Origin of the sequence: Nonomuraea deserti, assembly GCF_004348685.1 — a bacterium.
Lineage (GTDB): Bacteria > Actinomycetota > Actinomycetes > Streptosporangiales > Streptosporangiaceae > Nonomuraea > Nonomuraea deserti.
This window is the reverse complement of record NZ_SMKO01000054.1, coordinates 14,900-36,929: the sequence shown is the minus strand read 5'-3', so window position 1 is coordinate 36,929 and position 22,030 is coordinate 14,900. Positions and strand designations below refer to the sequence as shown.

The following is a 22,030-nucleotide window of genomic DNA, read 5'->3' as shown; positions in this document are numbered from 1 at the left end:
CTGATCTGGTCCGGGCAGGCCACCGCCAAGCCCAACGATTCCCAGGTGACACTGCAGGTCTCCAAGGGACTGTTGCGAGACGGCGAGAAAGTGAGATGGAGGGCGAGGGCAGGCGATAAGGGTGCGTGGTCGCCTTGGGCTGGCCTAGTTGTCGACCTTGAACAAGGCGCCACCGGCGACAAGACATCGAACGACCCTCGCGACATTGCTCCCGCGCCTGCCGTTGCTATCGCGGATGACGATTCGCGTGTACAGGAGTGCTGGAGGCACGAGCAGCAAGCCAGAACCGGCGCAACGGACGGTACCGACGGCTACTACATGAACCGCAACACCTGGTGCGCCATTCAAGAGGTCGCCCGCGGCGATGCCCAGATAGGTTCCCGTCCCGGAGTTTTCGTCAACGGGATCACCGCCGACGCCACCATCATCGGAACTGCAGGCGGCAACGGCGAGGGCACTCCTACGAAAGACCGCTTCAGCCGTTACAGGATCTCCCTAAAGAACGTAACCGCGATCGGCGGTGTCTATAACAGGCAGGCGATGATCGGCTTCGGGGCCAGCACCTATAACACCGCCTGCAAGATAGCCGGCGATTCATACGTACAGGGACCATGGCAACAATGGCGAGACGGAAAGGTCGTTGAGTTCACCGTAGTTTCCGATGAGGCGAACGGCAGGGGAATCGACAAAATCCAGCGCTGCTTCCCGAAGTTTTACGCCAAAATATGGCTCGACGGAATTTCCACCACCCCTCCGAAGACTTACTGGTCCGACGCCAAACCCGAAGCGCGGTGCGATTCCGCATTTTACCTCACCAGGCACTACGGGAGCGGTTGTATCTTCGACAAGGTCGCAGCAGTCTACGAGACAACTGAGACCCGACCAGGTCTCCCCTGGAGCGATATGGGCGACCCAGATAACGTGAACATGGCATATCGGAGCGTCGCATCTCATATCTGGACGGCCCAACACAAGAAAGATATCACGCTCCCCAAGAGGATCGATAAAAGCATTCCGGGGCATTGGCTGAGTGCCAGTGGACCACTCAGTCGAAACGTCAACGCGGACTGGAAGAGAAAGAATAATACGAAAAGCCGTAATATGTGCCGCCTCCTATTCAAGGACTACGATCGCAGAGATGCCGAACTCGGCAAGGGGGAGAAGCACAAGGTATATGAGTGCGATGAGTTTCCCTTCCAGTCCACCATGCAGGGCACATGGGTCAGCGTCGAGCGCGTGAACAGCCCGGATGCTTACGCCTACTCAATCAGACCTGTGTGGTGGAAGCGCAACACCGAAGATGGGATACGTCTTGGTGCCTTCTATGGAAGCCAGCGCATCCTAGGCGAAGACGGCACTCGACGGAAGACCACCTATGATCACTTCTGGGTAGAGGCGTACGCTCCCGGACAAAATCCGCACTAGCCATCTAAGCGCCAGATAGAGGTCCCTCAGGAACCATAGGTACGCTTGGATCCTGAGGGACCCTCCTGTTCAGAGAAAGGTCGATCGACGTGTTGGATGAGGCCGTCACCCGTTACACGGATATTCTGGATTATCTCGGCGAGGACATGGCATACACGGTCACGCTGCCGAACTCAGGCGAACTCACCATCGAAGAGGCTGTGCGTCGCATGGGGTTCGACCCCATAGAGATAGAAGGTCCTGGAACCGTACCGCACAGCGGCCACAGCATCCGCCTCTACCAGGTTGGCGTCGGCGTCGTCACGCTGGACGGGGTCTACCCCATGCCGGAACGCAAGCAGATAACCGATCAACTGTGCGGCGCCGGTTTCCGGCACTGGTACGTAGCATTCGACATCAACGGCAACGCAAGCATGTACGCCGACTATGGGAGAGGGCAAGGCAAGCTCGAGTATCCGGAGCCGATCGATCTTCCCTTCACCCCTTGGACAGAACTCCTCGGTCCCTTGCGTCCTTACGCTGAATTTCTCGCACGTGCCTATGACAGCGAACAAGTAGAGGCGACAGTGAACTTCGTCGCAGCATGCCTTGCTGTGACCGAACTGGAGAGCGGCATACGGCTGGAACCAGAGTTGCTGCATACCCCATACTCAGCTCTGCCCCTCCCATCTCCCAACTTCGACTAGGCTCGTCTCCCGGATCAAAGAGCATAAGTTCGCTTCGATCGAGTTTCACGATGGCCGCGATGTCAGCGTAGGGATGGCCGCTGCCGCAAGCTCAGGCGCTGCATCGCTATGTGAAGACTGACTCCTTCTGGGAGGATAACGTCACGCTGAAAGACCTTACGTGCGCCACTCCGGCCGTGCAGCCCACCAAGACCGCGGCCAAGAAGCATTGTGACGAATTCCCTTTCAACGCCACGCTGGAAGGGACCGCGTCAACTAGGTGGGATTACTCCGCCGTCTACGTCAACGACACGGAGAACGAAACGGCAGGTAAGCTCCTTTCGCTCTCCTGGCGTACTGCCGGATCCTACACAATGACCCGTTCTGGGTCCGAATTAGTCGGGCAGTCCACCCGCGCAATAGACGCTGGTAACGTCCTGTTCGCCTACGGCCCCGGTGGTGGGCGAACAGGACGATCTGCAGCTGGGAAGGAAGCACATGCGGCCAGGGATTTCGGGCGGCGGGCGATTCGGCGAGAACTACCGCCTGTTCGCAGGGGAAGGTCTGGCCGAGTACTGCTGCCTCACCTGGGTCGAACTCGCCGATCCGGACGAGGTCGCGCGGCGGTTCGGCGCGACCCTGGACGACGTCCGTGAGTGCACCATTGCCGAGGCGAGAGGCGAGCTGCCGTCATACCCTGGCCACAACGCGCCGCACGTGATCGTATGCGGACGCGCGGGTGACCGCGTCGTCGTGATGGAGCCTCTGGGCTGGCATGGCAAGGTGAAGATCGAGCAGATTTCAGCCGATGGGGTCGAGGTCCTCAACCTGTTCGCCGACCTGAACACGCGGCTCAGCCTCCGGCGGGCGGTCGACGGTCGGGTCCTGACCGTGGTCGACAGCGGCGGCCTTCGATTCGCCGGAGGTGAGGATCCTCACGGTCTCGACGACCGCCTGGGGGACCTGCCGCTGTTCCCGCCGCATCCTTATGACGAACGGCAGGGGGCCTTCCTGGAACTCGCGTTCACGTTGGCGGAGCACCGGCTGGACGTCAACTGGTTCAACACCACCATTCACCGACGCTACTTCGTCCGGAATCAACCCTCCAGTTCGTAACGTCGGTCAGTCAATCGCCGCAATCGTGTGCCCCAGCCTGTCCGGCCCGAACGCGGTCCCCAGCCAGCCATCGACCTCATCCAAGTCCCCGCCTCCCGAAGGCGAACGACCTTGGGATGGTCGCGCTCGTTAAGGATGGCGTACTGGGGCGGGCTGCACAGGTAGTACGCCTGCCGGTTGGACGCAACCCCGTCTGGATCACGTCGCACCGCGCGCGGCTGCTTGGGGAGCTTTGCCAGCCTACGCAGTGAGACGTACAGCAGCAGGTCAGGGTACGGTTTGGCCAGCTTGTCGGGATCTTGGGCATGGCTTCGGGGCCCGCTCATTGCCCCCTGTTCAAAGGCCCAATGGGAGCCTCCGCGGCGGTTGATGGTGTCCGCGCTGCCGCCCTTGGTGCTCGAAGTTCTTCCCACCTGGTGGTCGAGACCTGGATCGACCGATCCGACCCGACCTACGGGGGACACCATGGCCATCGACCTACAAGACAGCACAGAATCGAAGACCTTCCACCGGAATGCTCTGAACGCAGCGGACAGGGCCTTTCAACTCTTGATCCTCGGTCCAAACCCGCTCTCGATAGATGGCCGCTCCATCGGGCATGGGGCGCCCCCGCGTCCGATCGATCTTTGTGAGGTCAAGGCGCTGCTGCTCTCGCCGCAGGCGGACGACGATCTGAAGGACACTGTCTGGGCGCATCTCGTGCGGCGCTCGCGGTGCGACGGCCCCGCCTGGGTGATCGGGTGCGTGGGGGTGGCTATGCCGGGACTGAAGAACCTGGCCACGCGGTGCACGCAGAGCTGCTCGGCACACGTGGCAGAGGACATCGTCTCGGAGATGGTGACGAGCTTCGTCGCGCAGCTCCGCCGGATCGACCTCGACCTGCCGAACATCCTGCCTCGCCTGCTGCTGTGGGCGAAGAAGGGCGCGCTTGAGGTTCGAGCGCGTGAGCTCGCCTCCATCGAGATCTGCGCCGACATACCCGAGCAGACGGCCCTGGACAGCGAGCCGTTCATGGTGCTCGCCGAGGCCGTCCGATGCCATGTCATCACCCCGGACGAAGCAAAGCTGATCAACGCGACGCGCTTGGAGGGGCAGGCGCTGCGGGCGTACGCGGGGCGGCTCGGGGTGCCGGCGGATCGGCTGTACAAGCGCCGGCGAACGGCGGAGGTGCGGCTGGCGCGGGCGATCGAGGAGGGTCAAGTCTCGGTCAGCGGTGACGGGCCGGCCTCCAATCTCGCCTGCTGAATCGGTGGTTCATCTACGTCAGCCGTGATCAAGGCTCGGGGCGGAGTTCTGGGGGGCGGTTGCCCGTTCCCATCGAGTCCATCGTCCCTCGTCCTTCGAAGGAGGACACCCATCCCGGACCGTTCCGGGCCTGTGATCACGGCTGGCCGCCAGGTCAAGACCTCTCGTCCTTGGGGGCCATGTCATGAAGCCGTCTCGGCCTTGTCCGTTGTTCGTTATCCGGGTTCCGGCGAAGGTGAGCTTGGTGCGGCGTGGTGTCGCGTCGCTGGTGTGGACCGGCGGCTGCACTGTCGCCGCGCTGACCGTGCCGGGGGTCGCCGAGGCCATGACCGCGCTGGCCTCCGACTCGCTCGACCAGGTCATCACCAACCTGCGCAACGTGGTGGTCGGGCTGCTCGTCGGGCTGGCCACGCTGTTCTTCACCATCGGCGGAGTCCGCTACATCCTGGCCGGCGGCGACCCCGGAGAAGTCGAGGCCGCCAAGAAGACGCTGCGGTACGGAGCGCTCGGCTACGGGGTGGCGGTGCTCGCGCCGGTCCTGGTGGAGATCCTGCAGCGGATCGTGGGGGCCTGACGTGACCGGTACTCGCCGAAGGGCGGTCGGGCTGCTCGTCCTCCTGGTGCTCGGTGCCGCGCTCGCCCTGGCGCTGATCAGCGGACGCGCGCTCGCCGCCTCTCCGACAGCCACGCCGACGCCGACCGCGACGCCCTCGACTTCGGCTGTGGCGCCGGCGCAGGACTGCGGGTTCATCAGCGTGGCCTGCGAGGCCCGCCAGGCGGTCAACGAGTGGTTCACGCATCTCGTGGAGACGGCCTCCAAGCCGGTGTTCGAGATGCTCGGGTCGACCGTGCTGGCGACGCCAGAGCTGGACTCCCCGGCGATGGCCCGGGCCAAGCAGCTGTGGGAGGTCTCCCGGACCATCGCGAACACCTGCTTCGTGCTGCTGGTGACAGCCGCGGGAGTGATGCTCATGGTCGGGCAGGCGCTCCCGGGTGAGAGTTCGGCGCGCGAACTGCTGCCCCGGCTGGTGTGGGCGTTTCTCGCCGCGAACCTGAGCCTGGTCGCGATCGGGTACGCGATCACCCTGGTGAACGGGCTGAGCCACGCGTTCCTGGCTGATGGTGCTGACCGGATCGATCCGGAGTCGGTGTTCAACGCCATCAAGACGACGATCCTGGCGGGGATCGCCACTCACGGCGTGTTCTTCGCGCTGGTGGCACTGGTCGCGGTCGTCCTGGCGGTCGGGGTCGTATTCACCTATCTCGTACGGATCGCGCTCACCATGGTCGTGATCGCGGCAGCGCCTCTGGCGTTGATCTTTCACGCGCTGCCGATGACGGACGGGCTGGCCCGGCTGTGGTGGCGGTCGTTCATCGGGCTGCTGACGATCCAGATATGCCAGTCGCTCGTGCTCGTCACGGCGCTGAAGCTCATCTTCTCCGACAACCCGGCCGAGGACGCCGCCGCGTTCTGGGTGCCCACCACGGCGGACCTGGCCGACCTGCTCATGGCCGTGTGCCTGCTGTTCGTACTGTTCAAGATCCCTGGATGGGTCGCAAGGACGATCTGGCAGGCCAACCGGCCCCGGACGCTTTCGCGCCTGGTGCAGTCCCTGATCATCTATCGCGGGCTGAACTTCCTGCTCGGAAAGCGCGCCGGTGCGTCACGCGCGGTACCCGCGTTCCGGGCCTCCGAACCCGCCCGCCGGCAACGGGCCCAATGGTCCGCCCAGTGGCGGTCCTCCCGGCGGTGGTCCGCCCTACGGCGGTGGTCCTGGCGGTGGTGGCCCTGGTGGGCGGAATCCGGGCTCGGGCGGGCCGAGCGGCGGGATCCAGCGCCGTCCCCGTCCGTCCCGGCGGCCCACCACGGGCTGCGGCGGCAACGGAAACGCCCGTGTGGGACGTACGAATCGCCTGTCCCGTCATGACCACCCAACGCGTCCTGACACGCCGGACAGCCCCGTCAGAAAGCAGCCAGGCCCGGTAACCCATCCCCGCCCGCAGCCGGGCCGTCGTGGCCGACCGCCTGTCCGCAGCGACCAGCAACCGAACGCCACACGCCTGCCGCAAGCGTCCGCTGCACGCCGCGCGCAACGCGGTCAGTCGCAGGTCACGGTGCGGCTCGACATGCCTCGTCCTCGCAGAAAGGCAGATCGCCGTGCGACACGCAAGTAACGAACGGCTGGTCGCGACGATCCCGGCCGACGTGGCGATGCCGGACAAGATCCTCGCGAAGCTGACCATCCGGCAAGTCGCGATCCTGGCGGGGACAGGGCTGCTGGCCACGTGGGTCTACCTCATGGCCGGTGACCGGCTGCCGATCCCGGTGCTCGCCGCGATCGTCGTACCGGTGATCGCCTGCGGATGCGCGCTGGCACTCGGCAGACGCGACGGGCTCGGTCTCGACCGGCTCGCCCTTCACGCCCTCGCGTGGCTGCGCCGGGATCGCAGGCTCGTCACGGCTGAGGAGGGAGTGCCTGAGCCGCCGGCCTGGTGCCTAGTACGAGGGCGGCTCCCCGGGCGCCTGCGGCTTCCGGTCCGGGCGATCCGTGAGGACGGCGTCATGGAGCTGGCCGAAGGCGGAACCGCGGCAGTCGTCCGAGCCGGGACCGTGGCGTTCGGACTGCGGACCGGCGAAGAGCAAGCGGCCTTGGTGGGGGTGTTCGCCGGGTGGCTGAACTCCCTCGACGCACCCGTACAGATCCTCCTGCAAGCTCGCCCGGTCGACCTGTCCGACCTCGCCGACCGGATCAGCCACACCGCCGAGCACCTGGCCGATCCAGCACTCGAGCAGGCGGCACACCAGCACGCCGACTTCCTCACCGAACTCAGCGCCACCCGGGATCTGCTGACCCGCGACGTCCTCATCGTGGTCCGTCATCAGGACAGCGAGCAGCCGCCAACGTGGAAGCGCGGGCCTCGGCGAGCCGCACACCGGAACAGCTCGGCGGCGATCGTGGCTCGTCGCGCAGAGGAGACCGTCCGCTCCCTGCTCGCGCTTGGCGTCCACGCCTCCGTCATGGGCACCGACGACGCTCGCGAGCTGCTGGTGCGGTCGTTGTCGCCGCGCCGCACGGAACCGGTCGGGATCGCCCGCCCTGATGAGCCGATCTCACGTGGAGAAGACGCCTGATGAAGTTCACCCGACTCTCCGACCACGCCGCGGAACTCGCCAAGACCGCCGCCGCCTTGCCCGGCCCCGCATCGTTGAAGATCAATGCTCGTTCGGTCGAGTTCCCCGACGGAGTCTGCGCATCGTTCGCGATCGCCGGATACCCGCGCGAGGTGGGCGCGGGCTGGCTCGAACCGCTGACCGGCTACCCAGGGCACCTCGACGTGTCCCTGCATATCGAGCCCGTGCCCCCGCTGGTCGCCGCTCAACGGCTCCGCCGCCAGCTCGCCCGCCTGGAGTCGGCCTCCACGAGCGGCCTTGCGCCGGACTTCGCGACCGAAGCGGCAGCTGACGACGCCGCGGAGCTGGCCGCCTCCCTCGCCCGAGGCCACGGCCGTCTCTTCCGCGTCGGCCTCTATCTCACCATCCACGCCGCGGACTCCGATGAGCTGGAGGCCGAGGTCCAGCACGTCAAGGCGCTGGCAGCCTCGCTTCTGCTCGACGCGCACCCGGCGACGTTCCGCGCGATGCAGGGGTGGACGACCACGCTGCCATTCGGTGCCGACGCGCTGAGAACGCGCCGGACCTTCGATACTTCGGCGCTCGCGGCGGCGTTCCCGTTCGCGTCACCGGATCTGCGGCCTCGGCTCGCTGAGACGCCGGTGTTGTACGGACTGAACGTCTACTCCTCCGGCGTCGTGCTGTGGGACCGGTTCGCGCACGACAACTACAACTCCGTGACGATCGCTCGGTCGGGAGCGGGCAAGTCGTACTTCACCAAGCTTGAGGTGCTACGGCTGCTGTTCCACCAGGTCGAGGTGTGCGTCGTCGACCCCGAGGACGAGTACCGCCGTCTGTCAGGGGCGGTCGGGGGAACCATCCTCGGCCTCGGCGCGCCCGGCGTGTGCTTCAACCCCTTCGACCTGCCCGACGCCGTCGAAGGCGACGACGCGCTGGACCGGCGCGCGATGTTCCTTCAGACCCTCGTCGGGACCATGCTCGGCGAACCGCTCAATGCTGCGACGAAGGCCGTACTGGACAAGGCCGTGATCGCCACCTACGCGGCCCACGGCATCACCTCCGACCGACGTACGTGGAAACGTCCCGCGCCGCTGCTCGCCGACCTGGCGACGATGCTGGAGGCTACGGACGCGCCGGAGGCGTCCCAGCTGGCCGCGCGGCTCGCCCCGTACGTGTCCGGTTCGTATCGCAGTCTGTTCTCCGGCCCGACCACCACCCGCCCGGACGGCCACCTGATCGTGTTCTCCCTGCGGGACCTGCCCGAGGAGACCCGCCCGGTCGGCATGCTTCTGGCGCTCGACGCGATCTGGCGTCGCGTGTCCAACCCTGCCGACCGGCGCCGCCGCCTGGTCGTGGTCGACGAGGCGTGGACGCTCATGCGTGAGAACGAGGGCGCGAGGTTCCTGTATCGGCTCGCCAAGTCCGCCCGCAAGCACTGGACCGGCCTCGCCGTCGTCACCCAGGACGCCGCCGACCTTCTCGGCTCAGACCTCGGTAAGGCCGTCGTCGCGAACGCCGGCACGCAGATCCTTTTGCGTCAGGCCCCGCAGGCCATCGACGAGATCGCCGACGCGTTCAACCTCACCGAAGGTGAACGGCTCTTCCTGCTTTCGGCCGGCCAGGGCGAAGGCCTGGTCTGTGGCGGCGCTGGTGATCGTGCGGCCTTCTCTGCCGTCTCCAGCACGTACGAACACTCGCTCGCCACCACCGACCCGGCCGAGTGGGAGGCCGACCAGCCGTGATCCCGTCTCTTCCCGACCCGGTCCTCGGTGGAGCCGTGATCGGAAGCGTGGTCGCCTTCGCGGGTCGCGGCCCGAGCCGTCCTGTGGCGGTGGCGCAACGCCCGCTTCGCGCGGAACGCTCGGCTGGTCGAGATCGCCGTCCCGCCGCAGGTCGAGCCCGGCAGCGCGGCTGCCTGGTGGTCCCAGGTCATGGGGCTGACCGCACCGCGCTGGAAGCGTGCTCTGTTCGGCCAGCCCCACCTGTCCTGGGAGTACGTGGCCGACTCCGCCAGCGTCCGGGTCCAGCTCTGGGTACCGGGCCTGGTCCCGCCCGGGCTGGTCGCGAAGGCGATCCGGTCGGCCTGGCCCGGTGCGACCGTGACCACCCGTCCGGCCGAACCGCCCACACCGCGCGGAGCTAGGACGTCCCGGGGCCGGATGACCTTGGCCCGCCCGGACCACTACCCGCTCACGACGACGCACAGCGGTGACCCGCTGCGTGCGCTCCTGGGCGCGCTGTCGGGGTTGCGCCCAGGCGAGCATGCCGCCGTCCAGGTGCTGGTCCGCCCGGTGACTGGGCGGCGGCTGTCAGCCGCTCACCGAGCCGCCTCCGCGTTGCGCAACGGCACGTCCGGCAGTCTCCGTTCCGAGCTGTTCGACCTGATCACACCCGGCGGCATGGGCCTTGCCAGGCCGGGCGAGCTGGCCAGGATGTTCCCCGAACGAGCCGAAGAGATCCGCGCCATCCTCGCCAAGGCGGGCCAGTCGCGCTTCGCCGTCCAGATCTCCTACGCCATCACCAGTGATCGCCCCGACACCCGAGGCCGCCTTCGTGGACGAGCTCATGAGATCGCCGCCACGTTCGCGCTGTTCGCCTCCGGCCATCAGTATCTGCGCCGGCTACGCGGCCTCGACCTGCCCGGCCGCATGCCCAGCCGCCGCATGAACACCGGGTATCTCCTGGCCGTCAACGAGCTCGCCGCGATCGCCCACCTGCCCTACGACCAGGCGGCTCCTGGCATTTCCCGCGCCGGAGCCCGCCCCATCGCGCCCTCCCCCGACGTCCCCGCGTACGGGCCGGACGTCCGGGTGCTGGGCGACGCCGAGACCGGCCACCCGCGCCCTGTGGGCGTCACCGTGGCCTCCTCCCGCCAGCACCTGCACGTCCTCGGCCAGACCGGCGTCGGCAAGTCCACCTTCCTGGCCAACCTCATCCTCTCCGACGCCCACGCCGGCCGAGGCGCCCTCGTCATCGACCCCAAGGGCGACCTCATCGACGACGTCCTCGACCGCCTCCCGGAACGCGCCATCGGCCGGACCGTCCTGTTCGACCCGGCCGAACCCGGCAGCCCACCCTGCTTCAACGTCCTGGCCGGACCTGACCCGGCGTTCGCCGTCGACTCGATTGTCACGATCTTCCACCGCTGCTTCGCCTCGTCCTGGGGCCCGCGCCTGGACGACCTCATGCGCTCGGCCTGCCTCACCCTCGTACGCGCCCACGGCCACCGCGCCACCCTCGCCGAGATCCCCAAGCTCCTCACCGACACCCCGTTTCGCGCTCGGATCGTCGGCTGGCTCCAGGACGAGCTGTTGCAAGGCTTCTGGACCGCCTACGACGAGCTGTCTCCTGCTGCCCGCGCCGCCGTGATCAGCCCTGTCATGAACAAGCTTCGTGCCGTCCTGCTCCGCCCGTTCGTCCGCGACGCCCTCTCCGGCGGGACCTCCACCTTCGACCTCGCTCACACCCTGGACACCGGCGGCCTGGTCCTGGCCCGCTTCCCAAGGGCGTGCTGGGTGAAGACGCCGCCCGCCTCTTCGGCTCCGTCCTCCTCGCGCACACCTGGCAGGCCATCACCCCTCGTGTACGCCTCCCCGAGCACGAGCGCCGGGACGCCGCCGCCTACATCGACGAGGCCCAGAACTTTCTCAACATGCCCATCGCCGTCAGCGACCTCCTGGCCGAGGCGCGTGCCTACCGCTTCTCCCTCGCCCTCGCCCACCAACACCTGTCCCAGCTCCCCAAAGACCTGCGCGAAGCCGTTTCCGCCGACGCCCGCAACAAGGTCTACTTCACCGCCTCTCCGGAGGACGCTCACGAGCTCGCCCGCCACGTGGGCCCCGTACTCGGTGCGCACGACCTGTCCCACCTCGGCGCGTACCAAGCCGCCGGACGCGTCATGACCGGCAAGGGCGGCCAATCTCCGGCTTTTACCTTCCGCACCCGCCCTCTCCCCGACCTCGTCCCCGGCCGCCAGGAAGCGGTACGAGCAGCCTCGCGCGCTGCCTTCTCCCGTCCCGAAACCTCCACGCCCAGCCGACCCAAGCTCCGTCTTTCGACCGACCCGCGCCGAGCCCACGAGGAGAGCACCAAATGACCCGACCGAACGCACCTCGCCGTCTGCTTCCCTCCCGGCACCAACGCCCCCGCGTCACGCCGAATGTTGTCGCCGGCCTCGCCGAACGCCTCACCCCACGAGACGCCGAAATCCTCGACGCCGTGTGGGAACACCGCGTCCTCACCACCGACCAACTCACCGCGATCTTCTTCCCCAGCATCCACCGCGCCCGCCACCGGCTCCTGGCCCTCCACGAGCTGCGCGCCCTCGACCGCTTCCGCCCCTGGGCACCCACCGGAAGCCGCCCTTGGCACCGGATCCTCGGCACCGCCGGAGCCCACCACCTTGCGGCCCAACGCGGCATCACCCCGGCCGAGCTCCGCTATCGCCCCGATTCCGCCAGCGCCATCGCGCTCTCGTCCCGCCTGAACACCAGGTCGGCGTCAACGAGTTCTTCGCCCAACTGCACGCCACCGCCCGCCACCGGGCCGACGGCTCAGCGGTCGCCGAATGGTGGCCAGAACGCCGCTGCGCCACCCTCTGGGGCGATCTCGCCCGCCCCGACGCCTTCGGCCGCTGGACCGAACCGTCCCCCACCGGCCAACCGGACACGATCGACTTCTTCCTCGAGCACGACACCGGCACCGAGACCCTGTCCCGTGTCCTGGCCAAGCTCGACGGCTACACCGCCCTCGCCGAAGCCACCGGCATCACCACCCCTGTCCTGTTCTGGCTCCCCAGCACTGCCCGCGAAGCCAACCTTCGTAAGCTCCTGACCAGCAGCGACGCCCCCACGGCCACCGCCGTGCACACCCCCGCAACGGCCCCTGACGGCCCCGCCGGGCCCGTATGGCTACCGGCCGGATCGACGGGCCCCCGCCGTCCGTTGATCGCCCTACGGGACGCATGGGGCACCATCAACCCCCACAGCGAGCCCGTTTGATGGCGATCATCGCCACGACAATGACCGGCGTGTTCGTCCTGGTCGCCATCATCATCGTCGGCGTCGTCGCGACCGTGCTGCCGCACAACAGCGTGCCGACTCCCGACGCCCTGTGTGCCACCGTGGTTCTGCGTACCGCCGGAACCGATGCCACCGCGCTCACACGGCCCGCATGCGCGCCACCCCGGATCACCGGGACAGGGCACGGCGCAACAGCCCTTGCAGCCGCTGCCCGCTGGCTCGGCACCCCTTACTCATGGAGGCGGCGGACTCGACGGCCCCAGCCGGGGGATCGACCAAGGGGCGAACACGGTCGGCTTCGACTGCTCCGCTCTCACCCGCTAAGCCTGGCACCAAGCCGGAGTCGCCCTTCCGCGCACCGCCGCTGAACAGTGGCACGCCCTTCGCCACATCGGACCCGGCTACCAAGCTCCAGGAGACCTCGTGTTCTTCCAAGGCTCCGGCGGAGGCCCCAACCACCCTGGACACGTCGGCCTGGTCCTCGACACAGACCGCATGATCGAAGCTCCCCGTACCGGCCTACGCGTCCGCATAAGCCGGTACACCGTCCGCCAGGACATCACTGGCTACGCACGTCCAGGCAGCTAATGCCTGTCCGAAGTTGAGCTCCCGCCAGGCTCATCACCACTGAGATCGGCGCGAAACTGACCACACAGCCGGATGTCGCCGACGTAAACGGCCTCCCCGCAGAGCGGTTAGCACCACGAGCGGCGGCTCACTTCGTACCCTTGCACTCCAGCTTGTGCGCCGCGCGCGCGATGGGCTTGACAGGCTTCCCGCAATCGGGACACGCGCTCGCAACGGCAGGAGCCTTATATTCAGGGAGTGCTTTCAGGGCCTCTGCCACCTTAGCGAGGAATTGCGGGTTGGGAACTTGCTGGTCCTTCAGCTCGTCGTCCCAGACCTGCTGGCACAGAACCACGATCTCCACCGGCTTTGTCTTCACGCCGCTCTTGTTGGTCTGGTCATCCGCCGCCTTGAAGACGCGGAAGGGGCCGTGACCCTGCTGTCGAATCTCCCCCACCACGTACTGGTTCCCGACGTCGTCACCTTTCGGCGTCTTCGTGGCCACGTCGATGTTGGGCGTGGCGGCCTCGAAGCCATTGCCGTGGATGGAGGTGATCGTGTTGAAGTGTTTCTCAGCAGGTTTTGTACGCAGCCCGCGTTGGCCGTCGAGGTTGTCCTTGATCCTTCCGTCGAACGCCGTGGCGTACATGCTGCGAAGCGTGTCCGCCTCCTCCATCGTGCCGATGCACTGGTTCTCCGGCCGATCTCCTGGCGTATTTCCGCCGCGGGTGTAGCTGACGAACTTCTGTTTGAAAACTTCCTCGTAGGCGGCGAGGTGCGGGCTCGGGCCGACCTTCAAGTCCAGGACGATGCCTTGGCACGTTCCACCGATGTAGGACTTCGTGAGATCGACCATGTTGTAGATGAAGTCGGTCTCGAGAGGCTTCTCCTTGTTCGTCGCCTCGATCCACCCCTTCAGGAGCGCCCGCGTTTCGGGGAGCGTCTCGGTCCGCTTGTTGTCGTCCTCGGCGAGGATGGTGCTCAGGTTTTCGACCTTGACGCCGGAGCCCGACAGCCCCAACGATGCCTCGTCGTGAGGGGTGCCGTTCCAGCGATGCGCGTAAATCGTCACCTCGTGTCCCAGAGCCCTCCACGTGTAGACGTTGAACTTGTCCAACGTGCCCAGGGGGTTGTCGCCGAACCAGACGTGATTTACCTTCACGGCCATTGCGTCACCGGCGCTTTCTGCGGTTCGTGATCCATGCGTGTGGCGATCCTTCGCACGACGAAGGTCGCTCGAAGGATCTGCCGCTTCGCCGAGGGTGTCAAGAGATTCGGTAGTGATAGATAGTGGGGGCACTGTCAGATGTCGCCGCCGCGTAGGCGGCAGGTGCGTTCGTCGGCCGGGTTGAGCAGGATCGCTGGCAATTGCTCCAGGACAGTGGGCCCGCGACTCGGGAAGGCATGCGGGACATGTGGGCGGGGCGTTGGTGAGCCCGCTGTCTTGGCTCATCGCGCGGAACGCAGTCTCGGTGATCACCCACCACATGCGCCCGGTTCGTGGGTCCCTGCCGGTCTTCCCGCAGACCTGGCACAGGCCGCGAAGCATGGCCAGCCATTGACGTCTGACGTTCAGCATTCGCCACAGCGGTTGCCCGCGCCGGTTCTGACGGATACGGCCGCGGAGGATACCCCCGACCCAATTGCTCGGACGTGGATCGGGTACTGGGCCGAAGAAGGCTCAGGAGGCGGTCGTGCCTCGATGGGAGAGGACACGCCACTTCCGCGTTTACTCCTCAAAGATCATCCCCGGGCCACTGCAAACCCGCGCCTACATCACCGCCATCCTGTCGGCACTCATGCGGCGTCGCGGCCTCCGAGACGATGTCGAGGAAGCGGTTCAGGTGCGCGTGGACAAGCAACACGTCATTCACGAGGGCGACCATCGGTTCGCCGTGGTTCTGGAGGAAAGCGTCCTACGCGCGCCGATCGGAGGGGCCGACGTAATGGCAGGGCAACTCGGCCACCTCCTCACCGTGAGCGCCCTGCCCTCGATATCGCTCGGCATCATCCCCTCGACGCCCACCGGTCCACCATGTGGCCTTGCGGAGGGGTTCTTCATGTTTGACGACGCCGAGGTCACCGTCGAACTCGTCTCCGGCCACCTGACGGTCACACAGCCCCACGAGATCGCCCTGTACGCCGGGGCGTTCGCCGAACTGGCTGCCCTGGCCGTTACGGCAAAGCCGCCCGCACTTGTCGGCGATCACGTTATTGAGCCAGAAGAGCATGATCAGCGTCACCGATTTGAGCCGGGCACGGGCGTCTCGATCGCATAATTGAGCCAGGTCAGGACTGTGCGTATCGTCTGGACTTGGTCAGTCCTGCCCATGATCCTTTTGGTAGCCCATCAAGGGCTCGCCGAAGGGGGGCGATCATGGCGCGGAAGGCGTTCCACGTGGTCGACATCGCAGAGATCCTGATGCACTGGCATGCCGGCCGTTCCGTCAGAGAGATCGCCAACAGCCTGGGCGTGGCACGTAACACCGTGGCCAGGTACCTGGCTCCGGCGATCGCCGAGGGCATCACGCCAAGCGATGAACCCCTTACCTCGGCGGAATGGGCTGAGTGGATCCACCTGTGGTTTCCCGCCCTGCGTGACACCAAGGTGCGTCGGACGACCTGGCCGCTGATCGAACAACATCGCGACTACATCGCCGAGCAGATCGAACGCGGCGTCACGATCACCACCATCCACCAGCGGCTGCGCGACGAACGCGGCCTGACCTGCTCGATCTCCGCGATGAGACGGTGGGTGCACGCCAATGTGTCGGAAGAGGTCTCCCGCTCGCGGGTGGTGGTGCTGCGGCTGGAACCGGTCCAGCCCGGTCAAGAAGCCCAGGTGGATTACGGGCGATTGGGGGCGTGGGTCGATCCGGCCACCGGCCGCAAACACCAGGTGTGGGCGTTTGCCCTGGTGCTGTGTGCCAGCCGTCACCTGTTCGTCAAGCCGGTCATCACGGTGGACCAGCACGCATGGTGCCAAGCTCACGTGGAAGCGTTCGAATTCTTCAAGGGTGTGCCCGCGCGTATCGTCCCGGACAACTTGAAGACCGGGGTCGAGCGCCCCGATGTCTACGACCCGAAAATCAACAAGTCCTACGGCGAACTCGGCGGCGCACTACCAGCTCCTCATCGACCCGGCCCGCAGCGGCAAACCCCGCGACAAGGCGCGGATCGAACGGCCCATGCCCTACATCCGTGACAGCTTCTGGCGCGGACGAGAAGACAGCTTCGCCTCGGTGGCGGACATGGAGGCCGCGGCCCTGCACTGGTGCGAACAGGTCGCCGGGCAGCGCCAGTGCCGGCCGCTGGAGGGCGCTGCCCCGCTGACCGTCTTTCACACGGTCGAACAGCCCGCCCTGCGGCCCCTGCCCCGCCATCCCTTCGAACTGTGTCGATGGTTTCGGGCGAAAGTCGGCCCCGACATCCACTGCAGCGTGGACAAGGTGCTGTATTCGGTGCCATGGAAGTACGTCGGCAAGCACCTGTCGGTCCGGATGACGGTGAACCTGGTGCAGTTCTTCTACGACGGCGACCTGGTCAAGACCCATGTGCGCAAACCCCGCGGCAAGCAGACCGACCTGGCCGACTATCCGCCAGAGAAGATCGCCTTCCACATGCGCACCCCTGACTGGTGCCGCAGGCAGGCCGAGCAGATCGGCCCGGCCTGCCTGGCGGTGATCGACGAGCTCCTGGCCGACAACGCGCTCTACCACCTGCGCTCAGCCCAAGGGGTGCCGGCGATGGCCGACAAGCACAACCCCGAACGGCTGGAAGCCGCCTGCGCCAAGGCGCTGGCCGTGGGCGACCCCTCCCACCGCACCATCAAGGGGATCTTGGCCGCTGAGACCGATCAGAGCGGCCAGGACGCTCGCCATGCCGGTGACGGTGGCGCGGGCGCGTTCCTGCGCGGCCCGCAAGAGCTGTTCGACCACGACGCGGTCGCCCTGGACGCCTGGGACATTCCGGTCTCCTGACCCGCGACGAGCGGGCACGGCGCCCTCGAACCCAGCCTGACCTTCATCGCGGCGGGCTCACGGGCGCCGAAGAATCACCATCGAAAGGATACGGATCATGGCCACGAACATCGAGCTTGGCGCGCTGGACAAGGCTCTTCGCACGCTGCGACTCGGCGGCATGCTCGACACCCTCGACACCCTCGACACCCGGCTCAGCCAGGCCCGCGCCGGCGACCTGGGACATATCGAGTTCCTGCAGGTGTTGTGTGAGGGCGAGATCTCCCGCCGGGAATCGGCCGCGATGGAGCGTCGGGAGCGTCGCGCACGCTTTGACGAGCCGGTCACCATGGAAGGTTTCGACTTCGCCGCCTCACCCAAGCTGGCCGCCGCTCAGCTACGCGATCTGGAGGCGCTGCGCTGGTTGCACGCAGGAGAATTTGTGATCTTGTATGGCCCGGTCGGGGTCGGAAAGTCGCATATCGCCCAGTCCCTGGGCCAACTCGTCATCCGCCAGGGCATGGACGTGCGCTTCATCAAAACCTCCCGCGCGCTGGCTCACCTGGCAGGCGGGCATGCCGACCAGACCTGGCGCAAGCGCCTGGCCGAGCTGACCAAACCCACCCTGCTCATCCTGGACGACTGGGGCATGCGAGAACTCACCGCCGCCCAAGCCGATGACCTCTATGAACTGGTCTCCGAACGCTCCGGTAAGTCGATGATCCTCACCTCCAACCGGGCCCCGGAGGAGTGGTACAAGCTGTTTCCCAACCCGGTAGTCGGCGAGTCCCTCCTAAACCGGCTGATCAACACCAGCTATCGGATCTTCATGGACGGCCCGAGCTACCGCCCCAACAAACGCCCTGGCCAGAAGCCCACGGCCAACCGGGCCAACACTCGCCCGCCTTGCCGCTCTTGCTCCCCCTGGTCCTGTCTATGTGTTCAGTCACGGGCAGTTCATTCAGGCCGTACGCGCCGCCGTTATCGAGGCTGATCTGGACGATCGTGGCAAGATGCTTCGGTTCTGGCGCAAGGGTGAGCCGCCTGCGATCCGCAACGTCGAGTTGGTGCGGTTCGTATGGTCCGATGCTCAGTGGCATCATGCCCATCATCCAACGCCTACACAGCCATAGGAGGCTGGATGAGCGACGTCTGGGCCACGTTGAGCTGGCCCAGCACCAACTTGATCCACTCCTCCTCTGGCGTGAGCGCCGCATGTGGCGCCACGGTGACCGACAGGAATTTTCGAGTCCACCGACCTCACGCCGCTGTGGACGGAGGTCGAGCACCCGGTCGAGTCCCCCACGGGGCCAGCTGAGGAGATTGACCATTCATCCCCCCGCATCGCCATGTTCGCTACGTCACGCACCGCCCGACGATCGCCCGCGACGGCACCGCCCTCGACAAGGCTGGGGGCGATCGGCGCCGCACGACCTCCTTCGTCGGTCGCACGGCAACGGTTTACCTTCTCATCCCCCTGATCAAACCGAGGCTACCGAAGCCCCAAGCGCAGTGCCGAACCATCAGGAATACCGCCACAACGGCCGATATTTAGCATCGGCTCCAAGCGGATCAGCGCCTTCAGGTGGCTCAATTCCGTGACCATTGCCCGGCTCAATTGGACGATCGCTGACACACTTTGATCACCAACGCGATCGAGGCCGTGGATAGCTAACGACGAAGGGGCCCGTTACGAAATCTCTGGTCGCACCGCATTTGCGCAGGAGCCTTTCGCGATATCCCCTATCGCGGTCGCATCAGGTCAAGGTCCTCGGCCCACGCGTCCAGCACCGCGCCGTGCCCAGCGCGCCGGGCCGCCGCCTCGACATGGGCGAAGATGCGTCGTTGCAGGGGCACGTCGCCCGTTGTTGAGATGCGGTGCGCGGCGTCCAGCAGCATGCCGGTGTCCCAACCAGGCAGCGGGTATCGGGCGAGTTCCCATTCCAGATACTTGTTGTAGGGCCGGGGGCGATGGTCCATTGCGAAAAGCAGCTCCAGCAGAAACCGGATGCTGTCAGCCGCATCGAGGCGGGCCGCGAGTGGATGTCCGTCACGGTCGTTCTTGACGGAGCGATAGAGGGAGTTGGCGTAGGCGTCGAGCCATTCGCCGGAGTCCCGGAATGCCTCATCGGCGTCGAGCCGTGCCTTGGCGGCCAGGATGTGGGCGATGCCTCCGTCGAGCCGGTCGAGCACGACCCTGGCGCGAGCGAGGGCGTAGCGCTCGAAGCCGGGCATTCCGGCCGTGCGAAAGTCGGCGAGGGAGATGATGACGAGGTCGAGTTCGGGAGTTCGGTGGCCCGTAAAGCGGGTGAGATCCGTTGTCGCGCCGTCGTCGAGGACGACGTACAGGTCATGGTCCGAGTGCTCGGTGATCATGTCGTCGTGCGCGCGAGAACCCTTGAGGACAAGGCCGACGACGGCGGGGTCGGCGGCGGCGAGTTCAACGAACGCCTGATAGGTGAGGGGCTGCTGAGCGGCCATGTGATCTCCGTGGGATGGTGACGGCTACGGCTGTCGGGGCGGACCCACCTGTCGGGGTCGCCCGCACCGTCTGCGGCGGCACCTGGCCGCCACCCGGAAGATCAACGCACGTGTGGACTCTATCGCCCAAGCCGTCGGAGAGGCAGCGAAGTCGAGACGAGCACCGCCTGCCGTGATTCTTCGCGTGATACCGCCGCCTATGTATCCAGGCGTTCTCGGATGCACACGCCAAAGATCGAAAACCCCTCCGGACCAGCTCAGGACATGTTTTTAGGTATCGGGATGTCCCCCAAGGTCCCCCGGGTGCCGAGAGTTCAAGCCCCTCTCGGACACACACCGCACGGACATGTGGGGGTTCCGGATCGATCCGGGCCTCCACATACTGCTTTTCCGGGTAGTGAGTGAGCTTCAGCCCAAGCTGCGTGTAGAGCTTGGCCTTCGCGCGTCCAGCCAGTCGAATCACGTCCACACCGTGTCCTGCTCTCTCGGCCGCTTCCGGAGCGTGCACGCCCGCGTTGAGCCAGAGCGACACAGCTGCGTGTCGGTGGTCGTACAGCCTGTCTGCCAGGGGAGAGGCGACCTGGTCGGGTGTGAAGGCGTAACTCCGGGCCTCCTGCCAGACCTTCGCGTACGCCGAACCGGAGATCACGCCACGCGTGCGTGTCACGCCGTCTTCGACGGGGCTCCCCCGCGGGGGAGCGGGGCAACGCGATGTGTGAGTTCAATCACGAAGCGTGGCGAGACGGAAGCTGTCATGATCGAATAGCGGTCGCAATATTCGATGAAAGGGCTATTTATGCGTACACACGGCAAGTTGGCGACGTTCCTGGCCGGCGCGGCCTTGGCCTCTACCGCGCTGGTGGTGGGCGCCGCCCCGGCCAGCGCAGCGGGAGAGTGCGGGGCCAGCTACACGAAGGTCGGCGACTACGCCATCGGATCCCAGGGCCGCCTGGAGGTCTACTACAGCTCCTCCACCGGCAAGAACTGCGCCATCACCAGGGACTCCAACCCCAACTCCGGCTTCAAGGCCGTACACATCTCCGTGGCGGGCGCTTCCGGCTGGGCCGACAGCGATTCGGGGACTTTCACGTACTACGCAGGTCCGGTGTACGTTTCCGCACCGGGCAAGTGCATCGACGTTTCGGGACACATCGGCACTGCCTCCACCTCCAAGTGGAGCGTCCACTGCGGCTGACCCGGTACGGTGAAACGTTGTCATTGACCTGACCTCACGAAGGGCCCTTCATCAGGCGCGGAGACCCGATGCCGCACCTGATGGAGGGCTTTCGTGTTCAGCGGCTCTCCCGGTCCACCGCGCCACCGACAGTGCCTACAGCCGGCGGGCATGCGGGGCTCAGCGTGTCGAGCAGTGCCCGTACCCAGCGGTGGAGACCTGGTGGCCGGGAATCCTCATGTTCATCCAGACCGGCATCGCCAACGCAGGCTCGGAGAGCATTAACCGCGCGATCGAGACCACCGCCCGCGACGCCTACGTACGAGGGGAAACGCACCAGCACGATGGCTATGCCATCTTGCCAGGACTCGGCAGGGGATTGGTGTATCCCATCGATGAGGAGATTGCTCTGGCCGCGTCCATCAGAGGGCCGGTTGCGTCTTTCATGCGGCTTTCGTCGAACCAGGTCGACGGTCCGGAGACGCTCAGTGCTGCTACCTCCGACATGGAGATGGGGATGGGTGCGGCGACTGTGTGGACCCCTCGCATGGCTTCTTCAAACGCCCAGGCGTACCCGCGTCGGCGTGTTTCCTCGATTTGAGCGAGAAGCCCGTTCAACGTCGGAGGGGTTACGTGGGTGAATGCCGCGTCTCCCACGTCGAGCGTGAAGCGAATGAGTTCTTCGCGTGACAGGCTTGCCAGTAAGACCCGGCCAGCCGCGCCGGCCCACAGCGGGTACGGTCTGCCGACCTCGGCCTTCGCCTTGAGCCCGGACCGCGACTCGACCTGCTCCACGTAGACGCGGGAATGCCCTACGCGCACCGCGAGGGCTATGGTCTCGTCAAGATCGTCTCGCAGTCGCATCATGTGCGGTAGGGCCTGGGAGCGGACGTCGATTCGGTCGAGGTACGACATGCCCAGGGTCAGGGTCATTGGGCCGAGGCCATATCGGCGTGAGGCCGAATCTTGCCGGACGAGACCGCTTTGCTCCAGCGCCTGCAGCAGTCGCTGTACGGTGCTCTTCGGTAGGTCAAGGAGAACGCCGATTTCGCGGGCGCTAGCGTCACGGCCGACATCGGCGAGGGCGGATAGGATATCCGCGGCTTTGCGGACGGATTCGTTCATGTTACTCCCTCGCAGCAGGCTGCTGTGATTATGGCACCCCGAGCTTTGCGGGAGGCCACCGGCGTCGTACCGGTACAGACCGGGGCAACCGTCGGCTTCGCGCAGGCTTACTGCCGTAT

Annotated in this window: 15 protein-coding genes and 4 pseudogenes; 16 read left to right on the top strand and 3 right to left on the bottom strand. The window is 66.2% G+C overall.

The window, feature by feature from the left end:
- Positions 1-45: 45 nt before the first annotated feature.
- The 12 genes and pseudogenes from E1292_RS21065 to E1292_RS55805 all read left to right on the top strand — a co-directional run.
- Positions 46-1,425 (top strand): NucA/NucB deoxyribonuclease domain-containing protein, encoded by a 1,380-nt coding sequence (locus tag E1292_RS21065; protein ID WP_132596944.1) that lies wholly within the window; start codon positions 46-48, stop codon positions 1,423-1,425.
- A gap of 89 nt (positions 1,426-1,514) precedes the next feature.
- Entirely contained in the window at positions 1,515-2,111 is a 597-nt protein-coding gene (locus tag E1292_RS21060; RefSeq protein WP_132596943.1) for a hypothetical protein, read from the top strand.
- A gap of 438 nt (positions 2,112-2,549) precedes the next feature.
- Entirely contained in the window at positions 2,550-3,206 is a 657-nt protein-coding gene (locus E1292_RS52745; RefSeq protein WP_220446972.1) for a hypothetical protein, read from the top strand.
- Positions 3,207-3,671: 465 nt separating this feature from the next.
- On the top strand, positions 3,672-4,451 hold the full coding sequence (locus tag E1292_RS21050) for a sigma-70 RNA polymerase sigma factor region 4 domain-containing protein (protein WP_132596942.1): 780 nt from the start codon (positions 3,672-3,674) through the stop codon (positions 4,449-4,451).
- Between the two features lie 244 nt (positions 4,452-4,695).
- Entirely contained in the window at positions 4,696-5,025 is a 330-nt protein-coding gene (locus E1292_RS21045; protein ID WP_246090236.1) for a pilin, read from the top strand.
- Position 5,026: 1 nt separating this feature from the next.
- Positions 5,027-6,379: a TrbL/VirB6 family protein gene (locus E1292_RS51240; protein ID WP_165974654.1), complete on the top strand. Its 1,353-nt coding sequence runs from the start codon at positions 5,027-5,029 to the stop codon at positions 6,377-6,379.
- Positions 6,380-6,609: 230 nt separating this feature from the next.
- Positions 6,610-7,584 (top strand): PrgI family protein, encoded by a 975-nt coding sequence (locus E1292_RS21040; RefSeq protein WP_132596941.1) that lies wholly within the window; start codon positions 6,610-6,612, stop codon positions 7,582-7,584.
- On the top strand, positions 7,584-9,326 hold the full coding sequence (locus E1292_RS21035; protein ID WP_132596940.1) for a VirB4 family type IV secretion system protein: 1,743 nt from the start codon (positions 7,584-7,586) through the stop codon (positions 9,324-9,326). Before E1292_RS21040 ends, E1292_RS21035 begins: the two co-directional genes overlap by 1 nt.
- Before the next feature lie 189 nt (positions 9,327-9,515).
- Positions 9,516-10,301 (top strand): annotated as a pseudogene (locus E1292_RS56315) (DUF8128 domain-containing protein); the annotation flags it as partial.
- A gap of 935 nt (positions 10,302-11,236) precedes the next feature.
- On the top strand, positions 11,237-11,680 hold the full coding sequence (locus tag E1292_RS55810) for a hypothetical protein (RefSeq protein WP_132596938.1): 444 nt from the start codon (positions 11,237-11,239) through the stop codon (positions 11,678-11,680).
- A pseudogene (locus tag E1292_RS51235) lies at positions 11,677-12,584 on the top strand (replication-relaxation family protein). The gene E1292_RS55810 and the pseudogene E1292_RS51235 overlap by 4 nt, the downstream one beginning before the upstream one ends.
- Positions 12,585-12,947: 363 nt before the next feature.
- A pseudogene (locus E1292_RS55805) lies at positions 12,948-13,193 on the top strand (C40 family peptidase); the annotation flags it as partial.
- Positions 13,194-13,320: 127 nt separating this feature from the next.
- Here E1292_RS55805 and E1292_RS21010 read toward each other — a convergent pair.
- On the bottom strand, positions 13,321-14,340 hold the full coding sequence (locus tag E1292_RS21010; RefSeq protein ID WP_132596936.1) for a hypothetical protein: 1,020 nt from the start codon (positions 14,338-14,340) through the stop codon (positions 13,321-13,323).
- A gap of 526 nt (positions 14,341-14,866) precedes the next feature.
- Here E1292_RS21010 and E1292_RS21005 point away from each other — a divergent pair.
- The 3 genes and pseudogenes from E1292_RS21005 (at position 14,867) to istB (ending at position 18,125) form a co-directional block, all read left to right on the top strand.
- The gene (locus E1292_RS21005) at positions 14,867-15,451 is read left to right on the top strand and encodes a DUF5753 domain-containing protein (RefSeq protein WP_181958268.1); all 585 of its coding nucleotides are present in this window, start codon (positions 14,867-14,869) and stop codon (positions 15,449-15,451) included.
- 119 nt (positions 15,452-15,570) lie between these two features.
- Positions 15,571-17,152, top strand: a pseudogene (istA, locus tag E1292_RS55440) (IS21 family transposase).
- A gap of 97 nt (positions 17,153-17,249) precedes the next feature.
- Positions 17,250-18,125 carry an IS21-like element helper ATPase IstB gene (gene istB, locus E1292_RS20995; RefSeq protein WP_181958267.1) on the top strand — a complete coding sequence of 292 codons (876 nt, stop codon included), beginning with the start codon at positions 17,250-17,252 and terminating at the stop codon, positions 18,123-18,125.
- A gap of 749 nt (positions 18,126-18,874) precedes the next feature.
- Here the strand turns inward: istB and E1292_RS20985 are convergent.
- Entirely contained in the window at positions 18,875-19,612 is a 738-nt protein-coding gene (locus E1292_RS20985) for a hypothetical protein (protein ID WP_132596935.1), read from the bottom strand.
- A 796-nt stretch (positions 19,613-20,408) separates the two neighbouring features.
- On the opposite strand from E1292_RS20985, the gene E1292_RS20975 reads away from it, so the two are divergent.
- Positions 20,409-20,807 carry a spore-associated protein A gene (locus tag E1292_RS20975; RefSeq protein WP_132596934.1) on the top strand — a complete coding sequence of 133 codons (399 nt, stop codon included), beginning with the start codon at positions 20,409-20,411 and terminating at the stop codon, positions 20,805-20,807.
- 327 nt (positions 20,808-21,134) lie between these two features.
- Here the strand turns inward: E1292_RS20975 and E1292_RS20970 are convergent, their stop codons facing one another.
- On the bottom strand, positions 21,135-21,911 hold the full coding sequence (locus E1292_RS20970; RefSeq protein WP_132596933.1) for an IclR family transcriptional regulator: 777 nt from the start codon (positions 21,909-21,911) through the stop codon (positions 21,135-21,137).
- Positions 21,912-22,030: the final 119 nt, after the last annotated feature.